Source organism: Acinetobacter entericus, assembly GCF_026168575.1.
Classification (GTDB): Bacteria; Pseudomonadota; Gammaproteobacteria; order Pseudomonadales; family Moraxellaceae; genus Acinetobacter; species Acinetobacter bouvetii.
In genome coordinates this window covers 20,229-46,503 of sequence record NZ_JAPEQW010000005.1, presented here as the reverse complement: position 1 = coordinate 46,503, position 26,275 = coordinate 20,229, and the positions used below count along the sequence as shown (strand labels likewise).

At 47.8% G+C, this 26,275-nt stretch carries 28 protein-coding genes; 11 read left to right on the top strand and 17 right to left on the bottom strand.

The window, feature by feature from the left end:
• Positions 1-149 precede the first annotated feature (149 nt).
• Positions 150-392 (top strand): hypothetical protein, encoded by a 243-nt coding sequence (locus tag OKC24_RS05540; RefSeq protein WP_130143728.1) that lies wholly within the window; start codon positions 150-152, stop codon positions 390-392.
• A gap of 72 nt (positions 393-464) precedes the next feature.
• Here the strand turns inward: OKC24_RS05540 and OKC24_RS05535 are convergent, their stop codons facing one another.
• The 7 genes from OKC24_RS05535 to OKC24_RS05505 all read right to left on the bottom strand — a co-directional run bounded on the left by OKC24_RS05535 (position 465) and on the right by OKC24_RS05505 (position 5,949).
• Entirely contained in the window at positions 465-743 is a 279-nt protein-coding gene (locus tag OKC24_RS05535; protein WP_005007287.1) for a hypothetical protein, read from the bottom strand.
• Between the two features lie 104 nt (positions 744-847).
• Positions 848-1,351 (bottom strand): DUF6586 family protein, encoded by a 504-nt coding sequence (locus OKC24_RS05530; protein ID WP_005007284.1) that lies wholly within the window; start codon positions 1,349-1,351, stop codon positions 848-850.
• A gap of 75 nt (positions 1,352-1,426) precedes the next feature.
• Entirely contained in the window at positions 1,427-1,789 is a 363-nt protein-coding gene (locus OKC24_RS05525) for an ASCH domain-containing protein (RefSeq protein ID WP_130143729.1), read from the bottom strand.
• Between the two features lie 98 nt (positions 1,790-1,887).
• Positions 1,888-2,139 (bottom strand): RNA recognition motif domain-containing protein, encoded by a 252-nt coding sequence (locus tag OKC24_RS05520; protein ID WP_265464871.1) that lies wholly within the window; start codon positions 2,137-2,139, stop codon positions 1,888-1,890.
• A 92-nt stretch (positions 2,140-2,231) separates the two neighbouring features.
• Positions 2,232-4,220 (bottom strand): ATP-dependent helicase, encoded by a 1,989-nt coding sequence (locus tag OKC24_RS05515; RefSeq protein WP_265464870.1) that lies wholly within the window; start codon positions 4,218-4,220, stop codon positions 2,232-2,234.
• A gap of 249 nt (positions 4,221-4,469) precedes the next feature.
• On the bottom strand, positions 4,470-4,799 hold the full coding sequence (locus tag OKC24_RS05510; RefSeq protein ID WP_130143732.1) for a hypothetical protein: 330 nt from the start codon (positions 4,797-4,799) through the stop codon (positions 4,470-4,472).
• 19 nt (positions 4,800-4,818) lie between these two features.
• Positions 4,819-5,949: a glycerate kinase family protein gene (locus tag OKC24_RS05505; RefSeq protein WP_131276203.1), complete on the bottom strand. Its 1,131-nt coding sequence runs from the start codon at positions 5,947-5,949 to the stop codon at positions 4,819-4,821.
• A 91-nt stretch (positions 5,950-6,040) separates the two neighbouring features.
• Between OKC24_RS05505 and OKC24_RS05500 the strand changes: the two genes are divergently transcribed.
• Complete coding sequence (locus OKC24_RS05500) at positions 6,041-6,490, top strand: carboxymuconolactone decarboxylase family protein (RefSeq protein ID WP_130143734.1); 450 nt, start codon at positions 6,041-6,043, stop codon at positions 6,488-6,490.
• 80 nt (positions 6,491-6,570) lie between these two features.
• On the opposite strand, the gene OKC24_RS05495 is transcribed toward OKC24_RS05500, so the two are convergent.
• The 7 genes from OKC24_RS05495 to OKC24_RS05465 all read right to left on the bottom strand — a co-directional run bounded on the left by OKC24_RS05495 (position 6,571) and on the right by OKC24_RS05465 (position 13,169).
• A complete protein-coding gene (locus tag OKC24_RS05495; RefSeq protein ID WP_130143735.1) occupies positions 6,571-7,140 on the bottom strand; it encodes an HdeD family acid-resistance protein in 570 nt (189 codons plus the stop codon).
• A 140-nt stretch (positions 7,141-7,280) separates the two neighbouring features.
• On the bottom strand, positions 7,281-8,039 hold the full coding sequence (locus OKC24_RS05490; RefSeq protein WP_130143736.1) for a hypothetical protein: 759 nt from the start codon (positions 8,037-8,039) through the stop codon (positions 7,281-7,283).
• Between the two features lie 23 nt (positions 8,040-8,062).
• The gene (locus OKC24_RS05485; RefSeq protein WP_005007268.1) at positions 8,063-8,515 is read right to left on the bottom strand and encodes an NUDIX hydrolase; all 453 of its coding nucleotides are present in this window, start codon (positions 8,513-8,515) and stop codon (positions 8,063-8,065) included.
• A gap of 99 nt (positions 8,516-8,614) precedes the next feature.
• A complete protein-coding gene (topA, locus tag OKC24_RS05480; RefSeq protein WP_130143737.1) occupies positions 8,615-11,254 on the bottom strand; it encodes a type I DNA topoisomerase in 2,640 nt (879 codons plus the stop codon).
• A gap of 37 nt (positions 11,255-11,291) precedes the next feature.
• A complete protein-coding gene (locus tag OKC24_RS05475; RefSeq protein ID WP_005007266.1) occupies positions 11,292-11,741 on the bottom strand; it encodes an ammonium transporter in 450 nt (149 codons plus the stop codon).
• A 71-nt stretch (positions 11,742-11,812) separates the two neighbouring features.
• Positions 11,813-12,808, bottom strand: coding sequence for a hypothetical protein (locus OKC24_RS05470; RefSeq protein WP_130143857.1), 996 nt, complete (start codon positions 12,806-12,808; stop codon positions 11,813-11,815).
• A gap of 115 nt (positions 12,809-12,923) precedes the next feature.
• Positions 12,924-13,169, bottom strand: a complete 246-nt coding sequence (locus OKC24_RS05465; RefSeq protein ID WP_005007264.1) for a SlyX family protein — start codon at positions 13,167-13,169, stop codon at positions 12,924-12,926.
• A 35-nt stretch (positions 13,170-13,204) separates the two neighbouring features.
• On the opposite strand from OKC24_RS05465, the gene abc-f reads away from it, so the two are divergent.
• From abc-f to OKC24_RS05445, 4 genes are all read left to right on the top strand, one after another.
• Positions 13,205-15,103 carry a ribosomal protection-like ABC-F family protein gene (abc-f, locus tag OKC24_RS05460; RefSeq protein WP_130143739.1) on the top strand — a complete coding sequence of 633 codons (1,899 nt, stop codon included), beginning with the start codon at positions 13,205-13,207 and terminating at the stop codon, positions 15,101-15,103.
• Between the two features lie 208 nt (positions 15,104-15,311).
• On the top strand, positions 15,312-16,073 hold the full coding sequence (locus OKC24_RS05455; protein WP_130143740.1) for a 3-oxoacyl-ACP reductase: 762 nt from the start codon (positions 15,312-15,314) through the stop codon (positions 16,071-16,073).
• 89 nt (positions 16,074-16,162) lie between these two features.
• The gene (locus OKC24_RS05450; protein WP_131276204.1) at positions 16,163-17,098 is read left to right on the top strand and encodes an LpxL/LpxP family acyltransferase; all 936 of its coding nucleotides are present in this window, start codon (positions 16,163-16,165) and stop codon (positions 17,096-17,098) included.
• Positions 17,099-17,149: 51 nt separating this feature from the next.
• The gene (locus OKC24_RS05445; protein WP_130143742.1) at positions 17,150-18,256 is read left to right on the top strand and encodes a glycosyltransferase family 4 protein; all 1,107 of its coding nucleotides are present in this window, start codon (positions 17,150-17,152) and stop codon (positions 18,254-18,256) included.
• Between the two features lie 106 nt (positions 18,257-18,362).
• Here OKC24_RS05445 and OKC24_RS05440 read toward each other — a convergent pair whose 3' ends face one another.
• From OKC24_RS05440 to OKC24_RS05430, 3 genes are read right to left on the bottom strand one after another with little or no spacing between them, the layout of a single operon-like run.
• Positions 18,363-18,680 carry a hypothetical protein gene (locus tag OKC24_RS05440; RefSeq protein ID WP_130143743.1) on the bottom strand — a complete coding sequence of 106 codons (318 nt, stop codon included), beginning with the start codon at positions 18,678-18,680 and terminating at the stop codon, positions 18,363-18,365.
• 37 nt (positions 18,681-18,717) lie between these two features.
• On the bottom strand, positions 18,718-18,984 hold the full coding sequence (locus OKC24_RS05435; protein WP_131276205.1) for a hypothetical protein: 267 nt from the start codon (positions 18,982-18,984) through the stop codon (positions 18,718-18,720).
• Positions 18,985-19,041: 57 nt separating this feature from the next.
• A complete protein-coding gene (locus tag OKC24_RS05430) occupies positions 19,042-20,169 on the bottom strand; it encodes an endonuclease/exonuclease/phosphatase family protein (protein ID WP_131276206.1) in 1,128 nt (375 codons plus the stop codon).
• A 185-nt stretch (positions 20,170-20,354) separates the two neighbouring features.
• Between OKC24_RS05430 and asd the strand changes: the two genes are divergently transcribed.
• The 5 genes from asd (at position 20,355) to truA (ending at position 26,229) form a co-directional block, all read left to right on the top strand.
• Complete coding sequence (gene asd / locus OKC24_RS05425) at positions 20,355-21,473, top strand: aspartate-semialdehyde dehydrogenase (RefSeq protein ID WP_131276207.1); 1,119 nt, start codon at positions 20,355-20,357, stop codon at positions 21,471-21,473.
• Between the two features lie 161 nt (positions 21,474-21,634).
• Positions 21,635-23,038: a type IV pilus assembly protein FimV gene (locus OKC24_RS05420; protein ID WP_130143747.1), complete on the top strand. Its 1,404-nt coding sequence runs from the start codon at positions 21,635-21,637 to the stop codon at positions 23,036-23,038.
• 69 nt (positions 23,039-23,107) lie between these two features.
• Positions 23,108-24,400, top strand: coding sequence for a T4P machinery localization factor FimV (fimV, locus tag OKC24_RS05415; RefSeq protein WP_130143748.1), 1,293 nt, complete (start codon positions 23,108-23,110; stop codon positions 24,398-24,400).
• A 46-nt stretch (positions 24,401-24,446) separates the two neighbouring features.
• A complete protein-coding gene (locus tag OKC24_RS05410; protein ID WP_130143858.1) occupies positions 24,447-25,412 on the top strand; it encodes an asparaginase domain-containing protein in 966 nt (321 codons plus the stop codon).
• Between the two features lie 19 nt (positions 25,413-25,431).
• Entirely contained in the window at positions 25,432-26,229 is a 798-nt protein-coding gene (gene truA / locus OKC24_RS05405; protein WP_130143749.1) for a tRNA pseudouridine(38-40) synthase TruA, read from the top strand.
• The last annotated feature ends 46 nt before the right edge of the window (positions 26,230-26,275 follow it).

Below are 26,275 nucleotides of genomic sequence, written 5' to 3'. Positions count from 1 at the left end.
CCTTATTTTTTTATCTGAGATTGGCTGGTACCTGCCAGCCCACAGCGTCTGAATTCATTCACGTAAAATGCAAAATATTGAATTTATTTTATAATTCAATACAATCAATAAAAAAATGCAGCATATTCAGTGCGCTCAAGAGAGAAAAAATGTTCATTATGTATCTGGGGTTTGCCGTTATTCTGATCGGTTCCATTGGCTTTTTAATTGCCGCTTTTAAAAACAGCATTTTATGGGGACTCGGCTGCCTGCTGTTTTCACCAATATCCATCGTATTTTTAATTTTGTACTGGCAAGATGCCAAAAATCCATTTTTCTTGCAGCTGATCGGTATTTTGATTGTTTTTTTAGGGTCGATGTTTATTTCGCCTGCGCAAATTAGCGGTGCTTAACGCTGAGTTTTTTGTTCAACCATAATAAAAAACGCGCCAAAGGCGCGTTTTTTTCAAAATTCTTTAAAATCATCAACTCATAAACTGCGGTTTTTCATCCACGACTTCAGCTTGCCATTCATTGACTTGTTTTTCCAGCAGACTGAACAAGGCTGCCTGAATCATATGCTGTGCAACCACAGGAGTTTCCTCCCCCAATAATGCTTTCACTTCTTCATTAAAATGAATTGTGACCAAGGGCTCTTTGTCAGACCCAGCATTACGCAATGCCAATTCACCGCCTTCCAGCTGAACCAGTTCCAAAACCGCTTCCTGATTTCCAAATAATTCTTTCAATTGTTCTATAGACATAGTTCCTCCATGTGCAACATGGTGGCAAAGGCACAAGCGCCTTGCATTGCTTAGACTAATATATATCGGGACCGATTATTGAAATTCAAGCGCCAAGCATCGGATTAAAATTCAACCATCTCGTTTCTAAAGCCGTCTATCAGCTGAGTCAATTCACGATGCCATTCGCGCAGAATTTTTGTATCCGGCAGCCATGCTTGCGGTGTTTGCGTGACTTTAATGATGAGATTAGAAGAGGTTTCATCTTCCGGTTCCGGCGCCGTCGGTTCCGGCGCATACTGGCACATCCGATATGCGCGCTTCAATTCAGCGATAAAGCCCCGCTGCGCCAACTGCTGCATGACGGTGACTTCAGGAGACACCTGGCCTTTGGCTGCCATATGCTCTTCAATCGATTTGAGCGTCGGCGCAGCGTCATTCAGGCGGTAATAGCGCACCAGCTCCTGTAAAAACGCCAAAACAGCGCCCTGCAGATGAAAGACAGCCGATTCACGCAATGCCTGCGCTTGCTGAACATGGTCAACCTGCTCAGCCTGCTGGCAGGCAAGGCGGGCAAAATACAGTTTCTGATTGGTGCGGTCAGCATGAAAACGGGCAACGCGGGACATGGTTCAATTTCCTAAATTTTGGCTTTGAGTCTGCTCTTTAGCTTAATCGCAATATTCTGCAATTCACAATAAATATTACGGATGATCGATGTCAACTAAATAGATTTTACGCTTAGCGGGCACGGCTATTGGCAAATCAATTGGCCGGACATTGTCCAGCACCCATGCAGAATAGCCATCAGCCCAATAGCTTGCGCAAGCCGCCTCGAACTCATCCTTGCGCCAGGGATGCACATCAATAATATCCGCAATAGCGACTGCCAAGCCCTGTTCTTCATCGCCATCATGATGCAGATAGTTTTGATTTTCGACAATGACGACATCTTTTAACGGCAGCTGCTCAGGAGTCCATGATCGGACCTCCAGTGTTTTTATGCCTTGTGCAATACGCATGCCGTTCGGGGCAACAATCGACAGCGCCAAGTATGCTGATGTCATGACTTCAGTTTAAACATAATGTCCGGCCTGCAGCGCAGCAAATGCTGTGTTAATGAATGCCTGCATAAAAAAGGAGCATTGCCTGCTCCTTTTTAAATTTACGCGTTCGGCTTGTCTTCCGCGGCTTTCACGCGAATGCCCATGCCTTTCACTTTTAGCGTATTCAAGCCCTTAATCGCTTTGATCGCTTCCCGGCCATTCGGCATTTCAACAAAGCCGAACCCTTTAGACTTTCCGGTTTCCTTATTCATTACAACAGCAGCAGATTCCACTTTGCCGAATGGCTTAAACAGCTCCGCCAATTCAGCCTCTGTAATTGAGCGCTCTAAGTTACGTACTAAAATATTCATTCATTTTTCCAAATAGGCTGCATCATCAAAAAGCATTTGCCTATTTCTTGCTTTTTGAACTTGCGTGCAAAATATCACGTCAATGAGTCATTTTAATCGAGATCGATGCCAAAATCTAAATTAATCGACTTGCGTTCAATTAAAGCGCTTTTCACGGTTTGTTCACGCGGCCTGTAATGCGTCTCAGAAGTGCATAAATTGCGGGTTAAATCATTCAGGAAATAACTTTGCACGGTGCGGCCCTGCTCATCGACCGTATCGCGCGCCCATATATTTAAATTCTGCTTGGTTAAAATCAGCTCGTTCTGCGCACGGGTCAGCGCGACATACAGTACGCGCCGTTCTTCTTCAACATCATCAAAATTGCCCTGCACGCGCGCATGCGGATACTGCCCCGCAGAGACATTGGCCACGTAGCAGACTTTCTGCTCGGTTCCCTTGGCGGAATGGATGGTAATCAGCGTGACCACATCATCTTCAGACTGGCGCTCAATCTCGCTGATCGACACCGGATCAAGCACGTATTCTTCAAGGAATTCAGCCAACTGGCCATGCTTGGACGCCAGCTGCTTCACCAGTTCAAAATCGCCTTGGCGGCGGTGCCAGTCTTTTTTATAGTTTTCAGCCAGCTGTTCTTCTATCGCCTGAATCGCAAGGCTGACGCATTCTTTCACTTCGTGGCGAATCACCATCATCTGCTTCATCATCAGAATGGCCTGATCTGGCACCTTGCCAAATTTTTCCAATTTCTGAGCAATGGCATCCATTTCCGGTTCCTGCAGCAGCTGATGCGACAGTTTGCTCGCACCCACATCGCCCACACCATTCCACAAGGTCAAAAAGCGCATCCACGCAATATCATCCATGGGATTAGCCACCACGCGCAGCAGGCTGAGCAGATCTTTTACATGCGCTGTTTCTAAGAGTTTCATGCCGCCAATAAAGCGGTAAGGCACATTGCCCGCAATACAGGCAGCTTCAATATGGCGCGCGGCAAAGCTTGAACGCACCAGCACCATATGTTCATTCCATTTGGCGCCTTGCAGATAGTGGCGTTCCTTAATATCAACCGCAATCCATTTGGCTTCATCAAATTCATTGGGGAAAATATGCATTTTCGGCTTAATACCGTCGCCGCGGTATGCATCCAAACGCTTGTCATATTTGATTGGGCTTTGATCCAGCAGCCAATTCGACAGGTCTAAAATTTCCTGTGTTGAACGGTAATTTTTTTCCAATTTAAAGATCTGCGCATTGGGCACACGATCTTTAAAATGATGGATATTTTCAAAGTCTGCCCCGCGGAATCCATAAATCGATTGCGCATCATCGCCCACACAGAACAGATGCACTTTGTCTTTCAGCGGCTCCAGCAGCGCCCATTGCAGAGGGTTGGTATCCTGCATTTCATCAACCAGCATGTGCTGGCAAATAGACGCAACATAGTCGACCAAGCCTTCCGATTGCGCTAAAGCCGAGGCCACCACCGCCAAAATATCGTCATAGTCCAGAAAGCTGCGGCCGCGCTTGCGCTTCTCATATTCTTTCATGATCTCAGCAATTTCATCTTTCATGTCCAAAAATTCAGGCAGCTGTTTTTCCAGCGCCAAACTGAGTTTTTGACGGGTATTGCGCGCAAAAGAATACAGGTCACAGAGTTCTTTCGGTTTCGGCAGCTGATTTGGATTATTTTTATCGTCTTTACCGCGAATCAGGCGAAACAGCATCATCTGATCATCACGATCAATGATTGAGAACTGATCTAGGCCGAAGGCATTGGGAATGCGGCGCAGCAGGTACATGCAGAAGGTATGAAAGGTCGAAGCACGCAAACCTTTGGCTTGGTCGCCCAGCGCCAACTCTACCCGCGCTACAATTTCGCTGGCAGCACGGCGGGTAAAGGTGAGAATTTGAATTTGGTTGGCTGGCACACCTTGATCAATAAGATACGCAGCACGCGCCACAATGGTTTTAGTTTTGCCGCAGCCTGCACCAGCCAAAACCAGACTGTGCTGGGTTTCTGTAATGGCGGCTTGTCGTTGTTGAGGATTTAATTCATCAATCAGGCTGGCTAAACTCATGGTGTCTCATCGCGCTAGGGAGATGGCTAGTTTAACAGAGCTGGCTGCAGAAAACTTGATGAACCAAGCTCAACAGATATCTCAACACAAAGCGCAATCGCTGTATAAGGCGGCTGAAGTTCAACTCAGACTTCGAACAATAAAAATTCGCTCAAAAGATATAAGCACATAACAATTTACATCCACTCACTCTGCCTTCGGATTTCATGATCATTAAGCACACCCTGTATTTTCAATGTGTACAAAAGTCTATCGATATACCCTGATGGTTTTTGCATCTACAACCTCATACCTCAACCCCAATTTTTGCGTAGTGACATCGAGGTAGCTTAGAAAATTTTGATCTCGTAAATTAATAGGAAAACTCCTGTCTTTATCCACGTTTTGATCAATCATGACTTTAATGCCTTTTTCATGCTGAATAAGGTTTGCGGCCGTTTGAATTGAATTTTCTTTAAAGCGAAAAGAAGTTTTATTTCCTTGTTTTAACTGCACTTTGACATCATGTATAACGTCTGCCTGAGCAAAGCCAAAGCTTTGCACACCGAATATCACAGCTAAAAAGATTATTTTTTTCATATTTGATTTACATCCCTTATTATTTCAATCGTTCAGCTATATTTTCACAAGCCTTCTGCAAATTACTTTCAGCATTGTCCAAAGCATCCTGCATAGTACAGTCTGGCGGGTTAATTCCAATGATCTGGTCAAAGCCTAAATTGTATAGCTCATCAAAACCCTCACCCAATAATCCTGCAAAAGCAATTACAGGCTTATTCAACTGTTTTGCCAGCTTCGCAACACCATAAGGCGTTTTGCCAAACTGCGTTTGAAAATCAATTTTGCCTTCACCCGTCAGCACATAATCCGCCCGTGCAATTTTTTCCGCCAAATGACACTGTTCAATGACTAATTCCACACCAGAACGAATATTTGCCCCCGTAAAAGCCAGCAGGCCAAATCCCAAACCGCCTGCAGCGCCCGCACCTGCCATATGCTGATATGAAGCGCCAATTGCTGTTTCAACGATATCGGCAAAATAGCTAAGGTTGCGATCTAAGATTTGCACCATCTCATCATTTGCGCCTTTTTGCGGCCCAAACACATAAGATGCGCCATTTGACCCGCAGAGCGGGTTATTCACATCACTGGCAATTATGATCTCTGTTTGCTTTAAACGCGCATCTAAGCCGATTAAATCGATGTTCTGGACACGATTTAAGCTGCCGCCGCAAGCAGGTACAATATTTCCAAGTACATCTAGAAATTTTGCACCCAGCGCCTCTGCCATACCTGCACCGCCATCATTGGTCACACTGCCGCCCAAACCCAGTATGATTTTAGCCACACCTAGTTCCAGTGCTTGCTTAATCATCTCACCCGTACCAAAGGTTGAGGTCTTTAATGGATTACGCTGTTCGGGCGCTAATAAATCAATGCCATTGGCTTTGGCCATTTCGATGACTGCGGTTTTCGCCCCGTCGACTAAGCCAAAATAGGTTTTGATCTGCTGATGCGGCAAAGGGCCTGTCACTTCACATGCAATGCGCTCACCGGCTAAAGCCGCAATCAAGGCATCCACAGTGCCCTCACCGCCGTCTGCCATAGGCACATGAATGCACTGCGCATCAGACATAGCCCGTAAAATACCGCGCTGCATCGAAGCGCACGCCTGTTCAGCTGTCATGCTTTCCTTAAATGAATCGGGGGCAAGGATAAATGTTTTCATACGATATTTTTTAATAAGCGGCATTCAGTTAAGCATGTTTTAACGCAATTTTCCTTTAGACTAAATAAAATTTAGTGTCAGAAGAAAGATCATGTCTCGAATCAATCTAGGCCAATCCGCCCCCGATTTATACAAAAAAGTTGCAGAGCTGGACGACTTGGCTATGCAAAAAATTCAAGAAGCGCAGCTTAGCGAAGGCTTTGCGCATCTGCTCAAACTGCGCGCATCGCAAATCAACCAATGCGCTTTTTGCATCCGCCTGCATACGCAGGATGCGCTCAAAACAGGGGAAACGGCCGAACGTATTGCACTGCTCAGCGCATGGCGTGAAACTGAATATTACGATCAGGCTGAAGGCGCTGCGCTCAGCTTGATGGAAGCCATTACTTTAGTTGCTGAAGGTCAAGTGCCTGATGAAGTTTATGAAGATGCCCTGCCTTTTTTGACCGATGCGCAAATCAGCGCAGTGGAATGGCTGGCGGTTGTCATTAACGCATGGAACCGGATTGCCGTCAGCAGCCGCTACAGCGTCAAACCTTAAGGCTGAAAAGGCTGCAATAGAAAATGCCCAAGTCATCAACTTGGGCATTTTTTTTATCAATCAATGCTCAAACCAAAGCATCAATCCGCAGAGCTTTTAGGGATTTCGTGTTTAATATAAGATGCAAAACTGAGATAGTTAATACCTTGAAATAGAATGTCCATCGCTAGGAATAAACCTAACACCCAGAACGGCGCATCGGGTGATTTTAAAATCATGACGCCGGCAGCTAAGGTCAATAGGCCTGAAAATAATGTCCAGCCCCAGCCCGGCAATCCTCGAAATAAAATGGCGTTAAAAATACGAATCACACCCGCAATAATCAAAATAATCGCCAAAATATTAGTGAGCACAATCGCAGTTTTTACCGGGGTGCTAAACGCATAATACCCGGCAACCAAATACAATACGCCAAACAGCGCCCAAAACCACCGAAAGCCGCCCTCAAAAATTTTAAAGGCTGCGAGCAAGTGCAATATGCCGCCGATCATCATTAATATGCCGAAGATAAATATAGCGGATAAAGTGGCAAAAGGAAGAGACGCCAGCAACACAATACCAAAAATGGTCAATAAAATACCTAAGCCAATGTACCACTTACGGTTTTGATGCAGCTGGCTACGGATCAAATCATTTCCTACAGTTTTCATACTTATTCTCAAGTTTTAATAGGGATGATTTTGTTTTAACATGATTTATTGACGATCTAAAGCCCAAAAGGTTAGTCAAAATGTAGCAATTTAAGCGCCTTAATTTGTGGATAACTTTTGAGTTATCCGCAGAAGTCCGCTTATTTGACCCAGCCTATTTCAGCCGCCGTTTGTGCATTGATTAGTGTCTGTTCCAAACTATCAGGCATCTTGCTCTTGGTTTGGGAGACTGGTATATGCCCGGCCATCAGTTCTGCTTTGGCTTGCGGAAACAATGGCTTCTGATCTGGAAAAGCATAGCCGATTGGATAGATTGGCTGCCCTGTCGCTATCTCATATTTATCGGTAGCGCCAAAGGCATGCAGCAGCTCATGCACCAGCACAATTTTATTCTGCGCCGCCTGCTTTTTGGATGCGAATAAATTGACCGAGCCAATCCGGCCATTTTCCAGCGCTGTCGAATGCTTCAGTTCACGGGTCTTCGCAGGGTCATAATAATTTAAAAACAGGGTCAGGCTCGGTGCGCCATCCGCCTTTTGATGCTGCTGCCACGCGTAATAGCGGAATTTTAAACTCCATAGGACGACATCCCACAATCGGGCCTGATCGGGCACCTTCGGCGGCAATACTTTCAGCTCCCGCCCAATATTGAAATAAAAATAAATCGGCTGACCGCGGTACTGCTGCGCATATTCTTGCAGGTACGCTTGCGCACCCTGAAAATCCTGCACGCTAAGCTTTTGAATATACCGCTGCGTGCTGGGTAAGCCATCTGCATTAATCGGATGCAGCAGCACAAAAACCGGCTTGCGCCAATCCTGGTTTTTATCTTTCCATGCATTGACGGCAACGATCAGCAAAATAACCAGCAGACACAAAATCCGAATTTTTTTCCACATAGCTGAAACTCTGATCTATTTATTTAATAAGTATTTATTTTCAATAATGCAGAGGGCTGCCGATTTACAAAATTTTCCCAAAGATACTGGTAAAGTAAGCGCTGCCCGCCAAATTCAGCCTTTTCAACAGCTTCATCTAAGCTGAACCAGCCATATTCTGTATGTTCATCATTTAAAACCACGGCTTGCTGTTTATCGCAATAAACAGCAAATACAGGGATCAGCTCAATCACATTGGCGCTGGCTTCATAAAACTGCTCCAGATAATCCGCACTGTACAGCTGCTGAACCTGAATGCCTGTTTCTTCGCAAATTTCACGGACAATAGCCTGGCTAGCTGTTTCACCTGATTCTATTTTTCCGGCAATGTGGCTCCAAAACCGGCCTTTGACCCGCTTCATCAATAAAATTTTGAACTGGCCGTCAAACTCAGAAAGCAGCACGGCAGAAACAACAATTGAGCGGATTGGAATCATCAGCATCCCCATCAAATATAATCAATTTTATCAGCGGTAAATTTCCGCCATCCTATAAAAAATGCCGGCATCCGCCAGCATTTTGTCACATCTTAAGCTTTAAGCTTCAACCCATTTGCCGTCTTGGTAAACCAAAGACCACTTGGTTTGCTTGCCTTCCGGCGTTTCCGAACCAATGTATTGCGCCTGATTTTTCCGGCTGAATTTCACTAATGTTGGATTGCCTTCCGGGTCTTGATCCGGCGCCTGCAAAATAAATTGATATTTTGGATCCAGCTGCTCTGCAACACTGCGCAGTTCCGCTACTTTTGGCGCGCGCGTTTCACGGATTTTCGGGAACTTGCTGGCGGCTAAAAACAGCCCTGCTGCGCCGTCACGCAGCACAAAGAAGTCATCATGCTTCGCTGAACGCAAATGTTCCATTTTAATCGGGTCTACACGCGGCGGCGCAGGCTGGCCATTCTTCAAGACTTTACGGGTATTGTCACAGCTCATGCACGCGAAATAAGGGCCAAAGCGGCCAGTCTTCAGCTGCATTTCACCCTCGCATTTATCGCAAGGAATGGTTGGGCCATCATAGCCCTTAATCTTAAACTCACCTTCTTCAACTTCAAAACCGCTGCAGTCCGGGTTGTTGCCGCAGATATGCAGTTTTCGGCCGCCATCGATCACATAGCTGTCCATTGCGGTGCCGCAGATTGGGCAGCGCTTTTTCGACATCAAATCTGCCGTTTCAGCACTGTCATCATCAGAAAGCGCAGCCAAAGACTCCACAGGCGTTAAGTTCAGCGTGCCTTTACAGCGCTCTTTCGGCGGCAGGTTATAGCCTGAACAGCCCAGGAATACGCCGGTTGTCCCCGTACGGATCTGCATTGGACGGTCGCATTCTTTACAGTGCACATCCGCCACTTCGACCGGCAGGTTGCGGCGCATGCCGCTTTCACCCTGCGCATTGGTCAGGCGCTGCTTGAAATCGCCATAGAAGCTGTTCAGCAATTCTTTCCAATTGCGCTCACCTTCCGCCACTTTATCCAGCTGGCCTTCGAGGTCTGCGGTAAAGTCATAGTTCATCAGGTTGTTGAAGCTTTCATCGAGACGGTCTGTCACGATTTCGCCCATTTTCTCTGCATACAGGCGGCGGTTTCCCAGTTTCACATAACCGCGGTCTTGAATCGTCGAGATGATGGCAGCATAGGTCGAAGGACGGCCAATGCCTTTTTTCTCAAGCTCTTTCACCAAAGAAGCTTCGGTAAAGCGCGCAGGCGGTTTGGTAAAGTGCTGAGAAGGATCAAGCTTTTCAAGCTTCAACACTTCACCCACTTTCACCGCAGGCAATAATACATCATCATCTGACTTGTTTTGACCGCGGACTTTAGTGAAGCCGTCAAAGACCAAGGTACGGCCTTTGGCTTTCAGCTCTACGCCGTTCGCATTGACTAAAATCGTTGAAGACAGGTATTCAGCAGGCGTCATCTGGCACGCGACGAATTGACGCCAAATCAGGTCATACAAACGCTGCGCATCACGTTCCACACCCACTAAGCTGTCGCCTTTTAAAGCCACATTTGACGGACGAATCGCTTCATGGGCTTCTTGCGCACCCGCTTTGTTGCCATAGCGGTTCGGCTTGGCAGGCAGATACTTCGCGCCAAACTCAGTCTCAATATGATGACGCACCATATTCACGGCATCGTCGCTCAGGAAGGTCGAGTCGGTACGCATATAGGTGATGAAACCCGCTTCATACAAACGCTGCGCCAGCATCATGGTTTTCTTCACAGAAAAACCTAAACGGGTGCTCGCCGCCTGCTGCAGGGTTGAGGTGATATACGGCGCGCTCGGATTAACCTTGGTCGGCTTATCTTCACGTGCTGCAACGGTATAGTCCGCATCTTTAATCAGATTCAATAAAGCATCAGTTTCGGCTTTGTTGTGCAGCTTTAATGTTTTGCCGTTTTGCTTCACCGCTTCAAGACGGATGTCATCTTTTTTCGATTTCGTGTCTGCAAAAACTTGCCAGTATTCTTCTGGAATAAACGCGCGGATTTCACGCTCGCGCTCAACCACCAGCTTCACCGCAACGGACTGAACCCGGCCAGCCGATAAGCCGCGGGCAATTTTCTCCCACAGCAAAGGAGAAATCATAAAGCCCACAACACGGTCCAGGAAACGGCGCGCCTGCTGGGCATTGACTTTGTTGGTATCTAAACGCGATGGATGCTTAAAGGCTTCCTGAATGGCATTTTTGGTAATTTCGTTAAACACCACACGCTGATAGCGTGAATCATCACCGCCAATGACTTCTTTTAAATGCCATGCAATCGCTTCCCCTTCACGGTCCAAATCCGTTGCGAGATAAACCTCATCGACCTGCGAAGCAAGCTTTTTCAGTTCCGAAACCACATTTTCTTTGCCCGGCAGCACTTCATAATGCGCTTTCCAGTCATTTTCGGGATCTATACCCATGCGGTTTACTAATGCGGACTGGGCTTTTTCAGCCTTCTGCGCATCGGTCAGTTTGGTGCGGGCTGCAGGTTTCTTTTCTGCCGTTTTGCTTGAACCGCCTGTAGGCAAATCACGAACATGGCCAACCGACGACTTTACAATGTAGTCTGAACCAAGGTATTTATTGATTGTTTTCGCTTTTGCAGGCGACTCCACAATCACTAAGGCACGTTTTTTTCCAGCATCAGTTTTTGCTGCCGCGCTTTTGGATGTGGACCGAGGAGCGTTCGCCATAATTAACCGTTAATCCTGTTTTTTAATGGGTCTAAAATTAAAGTTCAGCCAAAGAATTCAAATAGGCTTTGATGTCATCCAGCTGGGTGGCTCTCAAATCGGATTCTTCGTCCCAATAGAGTCCTACACAGTTTGCCTGCATATCAATAGCATAAATGCCCTTTAATGCAATGGGCAAATCTTTAAACTTGTCATCACCATGCACCAGCTGCAATTTTTGATCTGCTACGCGCGCGCGCATTAATGGCAAGCGGGCTTCTGGAAGCAGAATGCTGTAATACGCCACCATGCTGGCGCGCTTTTCAGAAACCATTGGAATTTTTGTCCAGTCCGGCGCAACCACTAAACGCGGATGCAAACCCATCTTGCGCGCTTTATCACGCATGATGCCTAACGCCTTTTCTCTCGGGCTGACGCGAAGTCCTAAAATAGAGCCCAAAACAAAAAGAATGATGAAACCAATGACCCAAATACCCGTGTTTTCCATAGTACAACCTTAATGTTCCTTTATTAGAGTTGCATAAGCGCAATATAAAAGGCAAGTTGTGGCGACAAAAATTAATTCAAGAACATCTCGTGGCTATAGAGCACTTCGTGACCATTCCAATAAATATAGCCTTTATCAATCAACTCTTTCAGCAGCAGGCGAATGTCTGATTTTGGAAACAGCTGTTCCAGCAGGTCCCGCAGCGCATAAATATCTTTAGGTTTTTCCTGTTTTAATTCATGCAGTTTCTTAATCACTTCCAGCTGCACAGGATCAACTTTCTGAAAATTGGCATATAAATTCTGCTGCGGATTCTGCACTGCAGGCTCTGCCTCATCCGCGCTGCGCTGCGGTAAATTCAGCTGGGCAAAAGCATCCTGCATATTGTGCTGCAATGGCGCAGCATCTGCGTCTAAATTTAACTGCGCCCAGTGTTTGAGGACTTTTTTGCGGAAATTTACATGACCGTCATCGCGCTTCACAATTTTCAAGTTGATCAGCATGCCGACCACCTGCTGCGCATTTTCCGGCAGCAGCTGCAGAATATTCGCCACCGAATTTTTTAACGATTCCAGAGTATTTGGCTTTCCAGCGGCCTGAACCATGGCATCACAATATTTTTTCACCATTTGCAGATGCGGCGTGGCTTTAATTGTATGCAAACTTGGGATTTTATATTTCGGGCGCTCAGATGCCGCCTGCTGTTCAGGCTGAATCTGAATCAGGCTGCAGCTGATATTGGAACCTTGCATCATTTCCAGCAGCATCTTGCTGCCTGCCGCTGCAGAAATGACTTCAACATGAGTGTCCGCATCCAGAAGCACCATTAACTGCCCGACTACTACTGCATATTCAAATTCTTTCTGCGGGGCTTCCGGAGTATCTAAAATGACGATTTGACCGCTGCTGATCCAGCTGGAAAATTCCGTTAAATCTTCCAAAGCATATTCAAATTTCCCTTGGCAATTAAATAAATACAGCACAGGATAGTGTTCAGTCACATCTCTCAGCAATTGCGCTGTCGGCATATTGTTTTCAAGATCGAGCAGTACGGCTTTAGCGGTCATAAAGGGAGAACTGTTTGGCAGATAGCGGTTGCTGTGCATTACAGCGGTTCGATGTAAAAAGGTCAATAACTAAAAGGCTTTTTCCAGTCATTCTCCAATGAACCAAGGCCTGCAATCAATAATGCGGCGGGCGGTTGGTCATGGGATCAAAAGCCGCAATGCCTTCAGATAAGTCGGCAGATTCTATGCGCTGGTAAATCAGCTGCATTTGCGCCCTTAAATCAGCAATTTCAATGCTCTGGCGCGCAACCTGATCATTCAGCTGATCAACTAAATCATCTAAAAATGCAATTCGGACTTGCAAATCTTCAATGGGTGCGGACAATGGCGCTTGATTATCAATATTTTGTTGTTTAGACACTTCAAGTCCTCATTTGAGATTTTTCAGGAAACATTATGGCCTATATTACTTTAAGGGATGTCCAACTTGCGTTTGGTGGACCGGCCCTGCTCGACGGCGCGAACTTTTCATTAGAGCGCGGTGAACGGGTGTGTTTAATTGGCCGTAATGGTGAAGGCAAGTCTACTTTACTTAAACTGATTGAGGGAAGCTTATTGCCTGATTCAGGCGAAGTTTCGCTGCAAAACGGTATCACCATTTCCATGCTGGCGCAGGACGTGCCGATGGACTCGGGCAAAGTCGCGGATATTGTGGCCGATGGCGCAGGCGAAGCCGCCGAAGTGCTCAGAGCCTATCATGAAGCCAGTGACGCTTGCGTATTGGGTGATATGGACGCCTGCGACCGCATGGGTGAGCTGCAGCACAAACTAGATCAGCTGGATGGCTGGGCTTTAGAAACTAAAGTGAACTCGATCTTAAGCAAAATGGGCCTAGACCCGGATGCCGATTTGGCCGATTTATCCGGTGGCCGTAAGCGCCGTGTGCTGCTTGCTCGAGCTCTCCTTACCCAACCCGATGTACTATTACTGGACGAACCAACCAACCATTTGGACGTTGAAAGTATTGAATGGCTCGAGAAGTTTTTACTCGATCAAAATAATTTAACTTTACTGTTCATCTCGCATGACCGTTCATTTGTGGACAGCATTGCGACTCGAATTGTAGAACTCGACCGCGGCACCCTGCGCAGCTATGAAGGCAACTACTCACGTTACCTTGAGCTGAAAGCGCAGCAAATGGAAGCGGAGGAGAAGCAGAATGCGCTGTTTGATAAACGCTTGGCTGAAGAAGAAGTGTGGATTCGCCAAGGCATTAAAGCGCGCCGTACCCGTAATGAAGGCCGTGTACGCGCCTTAAAAGAATTGCGTGAACAGTCGAAAGCGCGTCGTTCGCAGCAAGGCAAAGTCAGCATGGCAACACAGGACGCCAGCCGTTCAGGTAAAGTGGTCTTTGAAATTGAAAACTTAAGCGTTCGCTTTGGCCATGGTGCGCCGATCATCAAAGACTTCTCTGCATTGGTGCTGCGCGGTGACCGTATTGGTCTTGTCGGTGACAACGGTGTCGGTAAAACTACCCTTATTAAAGCCATTTTAGGCGAACAGGAACATACCGGTACGGTGAAAACCGGTACGCAATTGGAAGTGGCCTACTTCGACCAATTGCGTAATGCTCTCGACCTTGAAAAATCAGTCAAAGATAATGTGTCAGAAGGTTCTGACCATGTCGATGTGAATGGCAACCGCCGCCACATTTATAGCTATTTGCAAGATTTCCTGTTCTCACCAGAACGTGCGCGCACACCAGTCAAAGCCCTTTCAGGCGGTGAGCGCAACCGTATCCTGTTAGCCAAGCTGCTGCTGAAGCCGTCCAACTTAATCGTGATGGACGAACCCACCAATGACTTGGATATGGTGACACTAGAGCTGCTAGAAGAAATGTTGTCTGACTACAAAGGTACCTTACTGCTTATTTCGCATGACCGTGCCTTTATGGATAACGTGGTAACCTCAACTTGGGTGTTCGATGGTAAAGGCAATATCGATGAATACATCGGTGGTTACCAAGATTACTTACAACAGCGACCAGACCAAACTGCGGTTGATCAAAAAAGTGCTGTGAAAAAAGCAGCGGCGAAAGCTGAAGCAAACGCAGCGCCTGCTAAAAAAGTCAAGCTCAGCTATAAAGATCAGCGCGCTTTGGATCAGCTGCCTGCTGAAATAGAAGCGCTGGAAAAAGAACAGGCGCAGCTGTCAGAAAAATTGGCCGACGGCTCCTGGTTTATCACGGATGCAGGCGCGGCAGCGAAAGCCTCGCAGCGCCTTGCAGAAATTGATGATCAAATGCTGGAAAAAATGGAACGGCTGGAAGAACTTGAAAATATGGCCAAAGGCTAAATTTCCCCCGCAAAAAAGCCGTCACTTTGACGGCTTTTTTGACTTTGAGTTTTTAACCGCTTTGCTTGCAGCTGCTGCACTCTCCGCTTCCGCAGCCCCTTCTTCCGCAGAAAGGTGAAGATCATTTACAGCACTTAAATTTTCATTTGGCATTTGTTTTTAAAGCTTGCTAAGGTTTCAAATAAATCGTTTATTCGGGCTTATAGAGATGCAAATTCATGACCAAGTGGTCTTAGTCACAGGCGGCGCTCGCGGTTTGGGCTTGGCCATCAGCCAAGGCTTAATTGCTGAAGGCGCGCGCGTCGTGGTGAATTACCACGCCAGCAAAGCCCAAGCGGAACAATTAGCCCAGCAGCACCCGCAGCAAGTCTTTGCCTGCCAAGCCGATGTCACCGATAAAGCACAGGTATTGCGCCTATTTGCCGCTGCAAAAAATCATTTTGGCGCCGCCATCACCTCGGTGGTGAATAATGCCCTGATCCGCTTCGAATTCAATGGCGATGCCCGCCCCAAAGTCGAAGACCTGACCGCTGAAACCATGCTGCAGCAGTTTGATGGCGCTGTGCTGGCCGCCATCAATACGACACAGGCCGCTTTGGATGATATGAAACAGGCTGGATTCGGGCGCATTATCAATATCGGCACCAACTTGGTTCAGAACCCCGTTGTGCCTTACCATGACTACACCGCAGCCAAAGCGGCGCTCTTGGCGTTTACCCGCACCGCAGCGCAGGACTTGGGGCAGTTCGGCATTAATGTCAATATGCTGTCGGGCGGCCTGCTGCAGGCCACGGATGCCAGCAAAGCCACTCCGGATGCGGTATTTGAGATGATTGCGGCCGCTACCCCGCTGCGCCGCGTCACGACGCCTGAAGAATTTGCATCCGCCATCATGATGTTCCTGTCGCCCTATTCACGCGCGGTCACAGGCCAAAACTTAATTGTGGATGGCGGTTTAGTCAAAGGCTAAGCCGGGCGCCCAGTTCTGCCTGAACTTTCTTTTTTATTTCAGCTTCATGCTAGACTGTGCCTTATTTTTAAAAATTTGATTTAGTGCTTATGAGTCAAAAGCCAGATTATCAGCCCGGCGCCTTTCAATGGTCCTTTCTATTGCCGCAATATTGGGGCATTTGGATCGGCATTGTTTTCCTGATGATTTTAGCGCTTTTGCCGTGGGCGCTGCAGTACCGCCTGGCTGTCTTCTTGGGCGAGACGGCTTTTAAGCATTTAAAATCACGCCGAAAAACCGCAGCCCGCAATCTTGAAGTATGCTTTCCTGAATGGTCTGCAGCGCAAGTACAGGACAACACCCGCCAAGTTTTTATTGACCAGATGATTGGCATCTTTGAAACCTTGAATGCCTGGTATTGCCCGTATTGGTTTAAAGGCCGCTTCAGCATCGAAGGCTTAGAGCATCTTCAAAAGGCGCAGGCAGAAGGTCAAGGTGTGTTATTGCTAGGCACACATTCAACGCTTCTTGATGCGGGCGGTTATCTCTGTGATCAGTTTTTCAAATTAGGCGTGGTCTACCGCCCGCAAAACAATCCGCTCTTGGACATGCTGATTTACCGCTGCCGCGCAACCATTTATGAACATCAAATTGATCATGATGATATGCGCGGGCTGATTCGCCAGTTAAAAAATGGCCACGCCATCTGGTATAGCCCCGATCAGGACTTCGGTTTAAAGCAAGGCGTGATGGCGCCATTTTTTGGCGTACCTGCAGCCACGGTGACTGCGCACCGCCGTTTAATGAAAATCTCGAAAGCCGTAGCGGTTCCCCTCTATTTTTACCGCGATGGCGATATTAAAGACCCGCGCTACCATGTCCGCCTTGAGCCCGCTTTAGATCACTTCCCCAGCGAAGATGAAGTTGCCGATGCGATACGCGTCAATAAAATCATCGAAAACCAGCTGCGGATTGCGCCGACGCAATACATGTGGTTTCACCGCCGCTTTAAAACCCGCCCAGAAGGCTTTGATGAAATTTACTGAGTTTTACTCAACACACTCATAGTCCTGACAAAAAACAGAGAGAGACACGCAATGAAAGTGATGCAGCTTTTGCCTGAACTGAACAGCGGCGGTGTGGAACGCGGCACTTTAGAAATTGCCCGCGCGCTGATTGCCGATGGCCATGAGTCCTTGGTGGTATCGAACGGCGGACGCATGGTGGCTCAGCTGGAAGCTGAGGGCTCAACCCACTTAACCCTGCCTATCCATAAAAAAGCGCTGTCCTCTCTTTGGCAAATCCGCCCGCTGCGCAAACTGATTGCGCAGCATCAGCCGGATATCCTGCACGTGCGCTCACGAGTTCCGGCATGGCTGGCGCACTTTGCGCTCAACGGCATGCCAGCAAATCAGCGCCCGCATCTCATCAGTACAGTACATGGCTTTTACTCCATTAACCGCTACAGTCAAATTATGACCCAAGCGGAAAAAGTCATTGCGGTATCCGACAGCGTGGTGCAATACATCAAGGACAACTACAGAAACTGCCCGCCAGAAGATATTGTGCGCATTTACCGCGGCATTGACCCGCAGGCATTTCCGCACGGCTATCAGCCATCCACGCAATGGCTCAATCAGACTTTTAAAGATTTTCCAGAATTGGAAAACAAATTCCTGATCTGCCTGCCTGGCCGCATTACCCGCCTGAAAGGCCATGAAACCTTAATTGCCTTGATGCAGCAATTGCATCCGCACTACCCGCAGCTGCATGCTGTCGTCATCGGCGGCGCTGACCCGAAAAAGGCGGCCTATTTAAAAGAAATGCATGACAGCATTCAGGCCAAAGGCCTGAGTGATAAAATTACCTTCACCGGCCACCGTTCCGATATCCGCGAATGGCTGGCTTTGAGTAATGCTGTGCTGTCCTTGTCTAATCAGGCGGAAACTTTTGGCCGCACCGCCTTAGAAGCGCTGTCAGTAGGCACACCCGTGATTGGCTGGAACCGCGGCGGTGTTGCAGAAATTTTATCCCATATTTATCCGCAAGGCTTAATTGCAGTTGACGATCAAAGCGCTTTGCTCAGCGCGGTGAAACAGCATATTGATGCGCCGCAGCAGGTTGCCCCCGTCAGCATGTTCAGCTTAAAAGACATGTGTGATCAGACGCTTGCGCTGTACAAACAAGTATCCGGCAAAGATTAAAAGCAGGGAAGCCCGGGGCAGCGCTTAAATCAAGTGCTGCCTTTCCATTCTGACCGGCGTCTCTCAGGCAATGAACAGACTTTCCGCTCAGCATTTTGACCGGATTTCACCCCTTCCATACCCGATATTTCGCCATCAGCCAAATCAGCAGCGGCATCAAAATCATATTCACAATATCACGCAAGCTGGAGCCTACCTTCCAATAGCCTCTGTCTAAAATATCGTGGCGCGCGCCGAACAGCTCGAATGCAACGGCGGCAAGAATCACAGCCCATACAGCATAATTGGATTTCAATTGGCGCTGATGAAAAAAGGCGATCAAGAAAAACAGCAGCGCACCCAGATAAATCAGCAAAGCATCATGGGACAACTGTGTCCATTGAAGAAAGGCGGTGCACCATTCATAAAGCATGGAGGTGCTCATAAAACTCTCTTATTTTTTCATTTCGTTGTTCTGCGCCCTACTCTAAAATGCCGGGCGCCAAATGCAAAGCAAAAAATGCGACCTGCAGATAGACCAAACCCGAGTTCTGCATCCTGCAAAACTCGGGTTGATGAGGTTGTGCTTTCACAAGTCTTATTATTCTTTTCGGGTGGCTTTCCTTTCCTGCATCATATCCATGATGATTGCCATCGGCGCAGTCTTCCTTAGCGGGATAATCCGTTCCCTGTTCCATTTGCCGATGAATGTAGGATAGGCGGTTTTCTAAAGCTTGCCTATGCGCCATCAGCCGAAATCAATGTAAGCTATTTCTTACACTTTTCTCTTAAAATCGCAGAGCCGCTCAAGGCGCCTTCGTGCCGTCCTTATAGTCCTGCGCAATGTCATCGGTCACTATTTTTTCCTCTTTCTCCGCTTTTTCAATACCTGCCTGTATCGCCTCCTGCGCTTCCCGTTCATCCGCATCGCTTTGCTCCAGCTCTTGCTGTATCTGTGCAAACACACGGCCGGTTTGCAGTGAGACATATACAGGAAAATGATCTGAACCTACGTGAGCTAAGCGCTTCATTTTGACCAAAGCAAAATCGGTGCTGTGAAATATATGATCCAGCGACCAGCGCAATACAGGGTAATCCGCATGAAAGGTATTCACGAAATACCGCCCCACCCTTGGGTCCAGCAGGCCGCTGATGCGCTGAAAAAGGCGTGTGGTGCGCGACCACGCTACATCATTTAAGTCCCCCATCACAATGCAGCTTTCATCCAGATCTTTGATCTGGTCGCCGACGATCAGTAGCTCAGCATCGCGCAGGGTGGAATCCTTTGCTTCTGTTGGGCTGGGCGGCTTCGGGTGCAGGCAGTACAGCTGTACAGTCTCGCCGGAACGCAAAGTCACAGCGGTATGGATAGACGGGATCTCATCGCTTAAAATGAATTTGACCTGCGTGCCATGCAGCGGCAGCCGGCTGAATAAATGCATGCCGTACAGATTATTCAGCGGCACTGCAACGCGGTAGGGATAGTCATCTCCCAGCGCGCTCAAGGCCTGTTCCCAGCGGAGGTCCGACTCTAAAGTCAGCACTAGGTCCGGCTGATATTTTTCAACTTCAGCAAGCAGCAAATGATATTGATGATTGGGCGTTAACACATTAGAGACAATCACAGAGATTTGCCGCTCAGGATTCAGCTGATGCCCGCGGACTTTCTTGACCTGCTTTTTCCAAAGAACAGTATAGGGCAGCACCATTTTCAGCTGAAAAGCAAGCGCGGCGATCAGCCCGACTAACAGGATTTCACGCCAGATATCCCAAGGTTCAGGCCAAAACAGCATCAGTATCAGTGCAAGCATGCCCAGCGCCAAAATCTGCAGCCGCGGGAAATCCGCGCCGCGGAACCACCATTCATCGCGGCGGATCAATGACCAGGCGCTGAGCCAAATTACAAGCGCTGACAGCACTTCCACCCAAATCATTGGCGCCTCCGTTTTATATTCTTAATTTTTTATTGATTCATAAATTTATATCAATTTTGCATGTAACATAAACAAGATATATTGCACAATATAATTGCTGTTTTCATTCTGTAGCGCTTGCAGTTGCGCGCTCTTTTGATACACTCGAACCCCCTTTTATTTTTAACGCACCGAGGCAAAGTGACATGAAAGTAGGTCTGGTCGGTTGGCGCGGGATGGTTGGTTCCGTCCTGATGCAACGTATGGTTGAAGAAAATGATTTTGCTCATTTTGAGCCATTTTATTTTTCTACCAGTAATGCTGGCGGTGAAGCGCCTGCGTTTGGCGGCAAGACCGCCCCAGCACTTATGGATGCGTCAGACATTAGCAGTCTGAAGCAAATGGATGTCATTATTACCTGCCAAGGCGGTGACTATACCACTGACGTTTTCCCTAAATTAAAAGCGGAAGGCTGGAACGGTTACTGGATTGACGCTGCATCTACATTGCGCATGGATGATGAAGCGATCATCGTGCTTGACCCAGTGAACATGAACGTCATTAAAGACGGCTTAGTCAAAGGCACGAAAACTTTCGTGGGCGGCAACTGCACAGTCTCTTTAATGCTGATGGGCCTAGGCGGTTTATTCCAAAACAATTTGGTGGAATGGGCAACCTCAATGACCTATCAAGCTGCATCGGGTGCAGGCGCGCAAAACATGCGTGAACTGATCTCCGGCATGGGTTATTTATATAACAACACTAAAGATTTGCTGGATGATCCGCGTTCTCCAATTTTAGACATCGACTCTAAAATTGCGCAATTGCAGCGTGGCGAAGGCTTCCCTTCCGCAAACTTTGGCGTGCCTTTAGCGGGATCTCTCATCCCGTACATCGACAAGCAGCTGGAAAGCGGCCAGTCGAAAGAAGAATGGAAAGGTCAGGTTGAAACCAACAAGATTCTTGGCAATCAGCAGATCGTGCCTATTGATGGCCACTGCGTGCGTATCGGCGCAATGCGCTGCCATTCGCAAGCCCTGACTTTAAAGCTGAAAAAAGACGTTCCGCTGGATGAAATCGAAGATATGTTACGCAGCGCGAACCAGTGGGCAAAAGTGATTCCAAATACCCGTGAAGCATCCATGACGGATCTGACGCCAGTTGCAGTCACTGGCACCTTGTCTGTTCCAGTGGGCCGCCTGCGCAAGCTGAACATGGGTAAAGAGTATCTGGGCGCCTTCACGGTCGGCGACCAATTGCTTTGGGGCGCGGCTGAACCGCTGCGCCGCATGCTGCGCATTTTAATCGACTATAAGAATGCCTGATTTTACATGATGAGCATCATGTACCTAATCTGAAAATATAAAAAGCCGATCTCAATTGATCGGCTTTTTTGTGTAGCAGTCTTGTAATTATTTTACAATTCTTCAACATGCCGTTAATCTATCATTTTCGCTATGCGGCATCGCCTGAGCTAAAGATTAAGATGAATGTATATAACAAATTAAAGATCGCCATTTTAGCCATAATTGCATCGCAGAACATTCATGCGATGACACTTGACCCGATTCAAATTCAGTCGGCACCTGGGGAACTCCTGTATGCGGAAATCAATTTCCGCAATGCGGATCCGAACGCGTCTATTCGCGCCGGCTTAGCGTCTGCCGAAGACTTAATTGCAATAGGTGCCGGGCATCAGCCTCCGGGCCATTTGAATTTCTTTACCCGCAAAGACAGTTCTGGTTCGGGCGTGATTACCATTACATCATCGCGGCCGCTGACCGATGCTGAACTGAATATTATCGTCAAAATCAGTGAAGGCAATTCTTCACGGTTGCAGCATATCAAAACACCGCTTAAGCGCAGCATGCCAATCAGCCAGCAAATGAATGCTGCGCGCAACGAACGTACCCTTGCACCGGTAATCATCAGCAATGAGCGCGACATTGCGCTGAATTTGCCTGTCAGCGCCCAATATGCCGCGCTTAAGCCGAATACCGCCGGAAAATCAAAAGAAACCCTTCTTTCTTTAAGTTCATCGCTGCCGCCGAGCATGGATAAAAATAGCGCTTCAGCGCCGTTTTCCGCACCCTCGATAAACGCTGCACCTGTGCCGCAGCCTGCAGTATCCGCTGAAGCCGCGCCTGCAGCCTTGGCGTCAAATAATGCCAATGTGCATGCAGCACAGCAAGGCAAAGCTATGCAAAAGCAAGTCTCCAATGACCCGCTGGTTCAAAAATATGCGGCGGAACAGCAGGCTGCACAACTCAAAGCTCCTGCAACAGCGGTAAAAAGCCCGCAAGACGCTGCACATGCGCCGTCCGTAAAACCAGCACCGCAACCTGCTGCGCAAAAATATGTAGTTCAATCGAATGAGTCCCTCTGGGGCATTGCTTCACGTATCGCATCCACTGAAAACCGTCCTGTGGGCGACGTGATGAAGCAAATTAAAGCCAACAATGCACATGCGTTCATTCAGGGTGATTCCAACCGGCTGAAACGAGGCGCAGCTTTGAATTTGAATGGAGCTGCCCTTTCAAAGGAACGTCAGAAAATTTCCGCAGCCGCGCTGGAACAGATGCCGTCCACGCAATCCGGCAAGACCAAATACCGCCTGAATGAAGCGGAAATGAGCCTGGTAGCGGAGAAAACGCAAGATTCAGCGCATGCTTCTGCAAATAAAAGCACAGAAAAAAATCAAACTTCGAACGAGTTATCATTAAAAGTTATGACATCTCGTGAAAAAACCGTTAAATTACAGAGAAACGTAACCCAATTAGAATTGGCGCTAAATCAAAAGGATCATAGAATTCAATTATTAAACACTCGTCTTGCGCAGCTTGAGCAACAGCTGAAAGCACGCCAGGCAGAGAAAAAGCCAATCAACTAAAAAGTTACATATGATGATTTAAAAGGATGAGCGCACTTTCTCTGCGCCCTATCCCCAAGGGGTAATAACATGCTGTATGTGATTCCATTTGTGATCTTGCTGATCGTTTTGGTGGTATTAAAAAAACGTCAAGACGCACAGGGTTCTGAAAAATCCACTGCAACCACGGCAACACAAAAAAGCAAGGCGAAAAAAGCCAGCTCATCAGCTAAAGTTGCCCCAAATAAGACACAGGCTGTTCAAGATTCAGTAGTCGAAAAAAAGCAGACTACGCCGCTGTCTGCGGAAACCCGCAATAAAATTGAAAGCTTGATTCAAGAGCGCAATTTCTTCTCTGCAGAAGCGCAAATTAATCAGGTGCTGAAAAGAGACAACTCGCAGCATGAGCTGTATTTGTATCTTTTGGATATTCATATTCTGCAAAAAGATGAATTCGCCATCAGCCAGCTGCTCAATCATGTGCGCTCATTAGAGCTGGATGATATTTTAGCGCAGGCGGAAGCGAAAAAAGCCGAATTTGACAAATCACAGCATAAGTCGGATGAAGCGATTGCCTTTGTCAGCCCAACGATTAATCCAGAACCTGCCGCTGCAGCGCCAAAAGCGCAAAATACTGCTGATTTTGATGCATTAATGGCTGGATCTGCCGCACCTGCTGAACCTAAAGCAGATCTCGCTTTTGAACAGCTTGAGCCACCAACAGCGCCAAAGCCAGTGCAGCAGGCCGCTGAAGAGATTCAACCCTTAGAGTTTAATCTCTCTTTTGATAGCGCGCCTAAGGCCGCAACTCCGGCGCAAGAGCCTGCGCCATCTATCGATTTTGGCTCTTTCTCTTTAGAAGAGGCGGCGCCTGCGGCCAAAGCCAAACCGGAAGCGCCTGCCCAAGAAGAAATTCAACCTCTAGATTTCTCCTTAAATTTAGCGCCTGCAGCCAAAACTGAACCGGAAGCGCCTGCTCAAGCAGAAATTCAGCCTTTAGATTTCTCATTCTCCGTGGATGCGCCGCTGCCGGTCGAAAAGCCTGAAAACGCATCGCCGCTGAGTTTTGACCTGAATTCATTGGATGCAGCAGCTGCAGAAACACCTGCTGCTGCAAAGCCTGCACAGACAGGCGTGAATTTTGATATCAGCAGCGTCAGCTCTCCATCAGCAGCGCCTGCTGACAGCAGCGACCCGCTGATTCAATCCTTCCCAGCATTGGCTGAAAGCAATGACATTGAGGTTAATCTTGAACTTGCCCAGCAATATATCAAACTCGGCGCTTTCGATGCTGCCCGTGAACTGCTGGCAGAAAAAGAAACCGAATATTCAACTGAGCAGCGCCAGCAGGCAGATCTGTTACTGAATCAAATCGCATCTTAACCCGATTCGATTTAAACTAAAGCAGTCATCCTTGACTGCTTTTTTTATGATGAAAAAAATAGCCTTGATCTACATGGGCGGCACCTTTGGCTGTATTGGTGAACCGCTAAGCCCAATGCCTGCGGAGCAGTTTATCCCCAAGCTGCAGCATATTCTGCCTCTGCATCTTGAAATTGACTGCTTTACTGCGCCCGTTATACGGGACAGCAGCGCGTGCATTGCCAGTGACTGGCTGCAGCTGCTGGAACAGGTTCAGCACTTACAGCTACAGCAGTATCAGCATTTTGTGATTATTCATGGCACAGATACCCTAAGCTACGCCAGCGCCGTCTTATCCCGCTTTATGGGCCAATTGGCGCATGTCGTGCTGACCGGCAGTCAATACCCGCTGCTGAATGCACAAGGATCTGACAGCCGTAAATTTACGGATGCGATTGATAACCTGAACTTTGCACTGGACTCGGCAGTACAAGCGCCGCCTGGCGTCTACTTAGCATTTCATCATCAATTGATTCATGCATCAACTTCCTTAAAAATGCATACCACGGCCCTCAACGCTTTTGCAGGCTCAACAGAAGACAATGAATGCCATGCCGATTGGCAACCGCTGGCAGTGCATGAACCGCTGATAAAAAAAGCGCGCCATTTTAACTGCATGAGCCTGATGATGCAGCCCATAGCGCCTGAACTGCTCTTTGCCAATCTGCAGGCAATTGCCTCCAAACCGCCGCATGTCCTTATTTTGCAAGGCTTTGGCACAGGCAACATTGCCGTCAGCCCAGACATCATCGCGCTATTGCAAGCGCTGAGGCAGCAAGGATGCGCAGTCATTGTCACCACACAAGTGCCCTTTGGCGGAATAGATCAGCGCTATGCCGTCAGCCAATGGATTACTGACGCCAAAATTTTAATCAGCAATTGCAGCAGCCATGCAGATCTTTATGCAAAAGCGTTAAAAATGTATTTACAATACGATGCTGTAGACCAATGGCTTGTACATTGGCAGGACTGAACAATACTCTGAGGTAAATATGCAGCGTTTTGCAATTGGTATAGAATTTTGCGGCGTACATTACAGAGGCTGGCAAACTCAGCAGCCGGGCGTGCCCAGTGTGCAAGAAACACTTGAAAACATCCTCAGCCAAATCGCAAATGAACCCATTGCAATACATGGCGCTGGACGTACTGATGCGGGCGTGCATGCCACTAATATGGTCGCCCATTTTGATACCGAAGCCATCCGCCCGCTTCGGGGCTGGATGATGGGCGCCAACAGCATCCTGCCAAAAGACATTTCCATTCAATGGATTAAGGAAATGGAGTCAGACTTCCATGCGCGCTTTAAGGCGCAGGCGCGGCGTTACCGCTATGTGGTCTACAACAATCCGCAGCGGCCAGCTTTATTGCATAAACAGGTGACGCACGTGTATGCCCCGCTGGATGTAGATAAAATGATTCAGGCAGCGAAAAAGTTTGAAGGCACGCATAATTTTGAAAGCTTCCGAGCTGCTGCCTGCCAATCCAATCAGCCGGTGCGCCATGTTAGCCACTGCCGTTTAATCCGCCACGGCTGCTATTTGGTTTTGGACATTCAGGCGGACGGCTTTTTGCATCATATGGTGCGCAACATCATGGGATGCCTGCTGGAAATTGGTCAGGGCATGTATGAAGTTGACCATATTGACGAAATTTTTGCAGCAAAAGACCGTAAAGCCGCCGGCGTGACAGCAGCGCCGGATGGGCTGTATTTCATTCATGCCGATTACCCGGAACAGTTTGAGCTGCCGAAAGCGCCACTGGGGCCGCATTGGCTGAATATGCCTGAGTAAAAAATCCCTCCCAGCCTCCCCTTTCATAAAGGGAGGAGCAATCCCT

Excerpts from the sequence above, each read along its gene's own strand:
- fimV (WP_130143748.1), top strand. The coding sequence starts at position 23,108 with ATGCTGTATGTGATTCCATTTGTGATCTTGCTGATCGTTTTGGTGGTA.
- asd (WP_131276207.1), top strand. The coding sequence starts at position 20,355 with ATGAAAGTAGGTCTGGTCGGTTGGCGCGGGATGGTTGGTTCCGTCCTG.
- OKC24_RS05445 (WP_130143742.1), top strand. The coding sequence starts at position 17,150 with ATGAAAGTGATGCAGCTTTTGCCTGAACTGAACAGCGGCGGTGTGGAA.
- truA (WP_130143749.1), top strand. The coding sequence starts at position 25,432 with ATGCAGCGTTTTGCAATTGGTATAGAATTTTGCGGCGTACATTACAGA.
- OKC24_RS05515 (WP_265464870.1), bottom strand. The coding sequence starts at position 4,220 with ATGAGTTTAGCCAGCCTGATTGATGAATTAAATCCTCAACAACGACAA.
- OKC24_RS05450 (WP_131276204.1), top strand. The coding sequence starts at position 16,163 with ATGAGTCAAAAGCCAGATTATCAGCCCGGCGCCTTTCAATGGTCCTTT.
- OKC24_RS05540 (WP_130143728.1), top strand. The coding sequence starts at position 150 with ATGTTCATTATGTATCTGGGGTTTGCCGTTATTCTGATCGGTTCCATT.
- OKC24_RS05470 (WP_130143857.1), bottom strand. The coding sequence starts at position 12,808 with ATGACCGCTAAAGCCGTACTGCTCGATCTTGAAAACAATATGCCGACA.
- OKC24_RS05520 (WP_265464871.1), bottom strand. The coding sequence starts at position 2,139 with ATGAATATTTTAGTACGTAACTTAGAGCGCTCAATTACAGAGGCTGAA.
- OKC24_RS05495 (WP_130143735.1), bottom strand. The coding sequence starts at position 7,140 with ATGAAAACTGTAGGAAATGATTTGATCCGTAGCCAGCTGCATCAAAAC.
- OKC24_RS05455 (WP_130143740.1), top strand. The coding sequence starts at position 15,312 with ATGCAAATTCATGACCAAGTGGTCTTAGTCACAGGCGGCGCTCGCGGT.
- OKC24_RS05420 (WP_130143747.1), top strand. The coding sequence starts at position 21,635 with ATGAATGTATATAACAAATTAAAGATCGCCATTTTAGCCATAATTGCA.
- abc-f (WP_130143739.1), top strand. The coding sequence starts at position 13,205 with ATGGCCTATATTACTTTAAGGGATGTCCAACTTGCGTTTGGTGGACCG.
- OKC24_RS05505 (WP_131276203.1), bottom strand. The coding sequence starts at position 5,949 with ATGAAAACATTTATCCTTGCCCCCGATTCATTTAAGGAAAGCATGACA.
- OKC24_RS05410 (WP_130143858.1), top strand. The coding sequence starts at position 24,447 with ATGATGAAAAAAATAGCCTTGATCTACATGGGCGGCACCTTTGGCTGT.
- OKC24_RS05510 (WP_130143732.1), bottom strand. The coding sequence starts at position 4,799 with ATGAAAAAAATAATCTTTTTAGCTGTGATATTCGGTGTGCAAAGCTTT.
- OKC24_RS05435 (WP_131276205.1), bottom strand. The coding sequence starts at position 18,984 with ATGGCGCATAGGCAAGCTTTAGAAAACCGCCTATCCTACATTCATCGG.
- OKC24_RS05490 (WP_130143736.1), bottom strand. The coding sequence starts at position 8,039 with ATGTGGAAAAAAATTCGGATTTTGTGTCTGCTGGTTATTTTGCTGATC.
- OKC24_RS05430 (WP_131276206.1), bottom strand. The coding sequence starts at position 20,169 with ATGATTTGGGTGGAAGTGCTGTCAGCGCTTGTAATTTGGCTCAGCGCC.
- OKC24_RS05475 (WP_005007266.1), bottom strand. The coding sequence starts at position 11,741 with ATGGAAAACACGGGTATTTGGGTCATTGGTTTCATCATTCTTTTTGTT.
- OKC24_RS05530 (WP_005007284.1), bottom strand. The coding sequence starts at position 1,351 with ATGTCCCGCGTTGCCCGTTTTCATGCTGACCGCACCAATCAGAAACTG.
- OKC24_RS05485 (WP_005007268.1), bottom strand. The coding sequence starts at position 8,515 with ATGATTCCAATCCGCTCAATTGTTGTTTCTGCCGTGCTGCTTTCTGAG.
- topA (WP_130143737.1), bottom strand. The coding sequence starts at position 11,254 with ATGGCGAACGCTCCTCGGTCCACATCCAAAAGCGCGGCAGCAAAAACT.
- OKC24_RS05525 (WP_130143729.1), bottom strand. The coding sequence starts at position 1,789 with ATGACATCAGCATACTTGGCGCTGTCGATTGTTGCCCCGAACGGCATG.
- OKC24_RS05440 (WP_130143743.1), bottom strand. The coding sequence starts at position 18,680 with ATGAGCACCTCCATGCTTTATGAATGGTGCACCGCCTTTCTTCAATGG.
- OKC24_RS05500 (WP_130143734.1), top strand. The coding sequence starts at position 6,041 with ATGTCTCGAATCAATCTAGGCCAATCCGCCCCCGATTTATACAAAAAA.
- OKC24_RS05535 (WP_005007287.1), bottom strand. The coding sequence starts at position 743 with ATGTCTATAGAACAATTGAAAGAATTATTTGGAAATCAGGAAGCGGTT.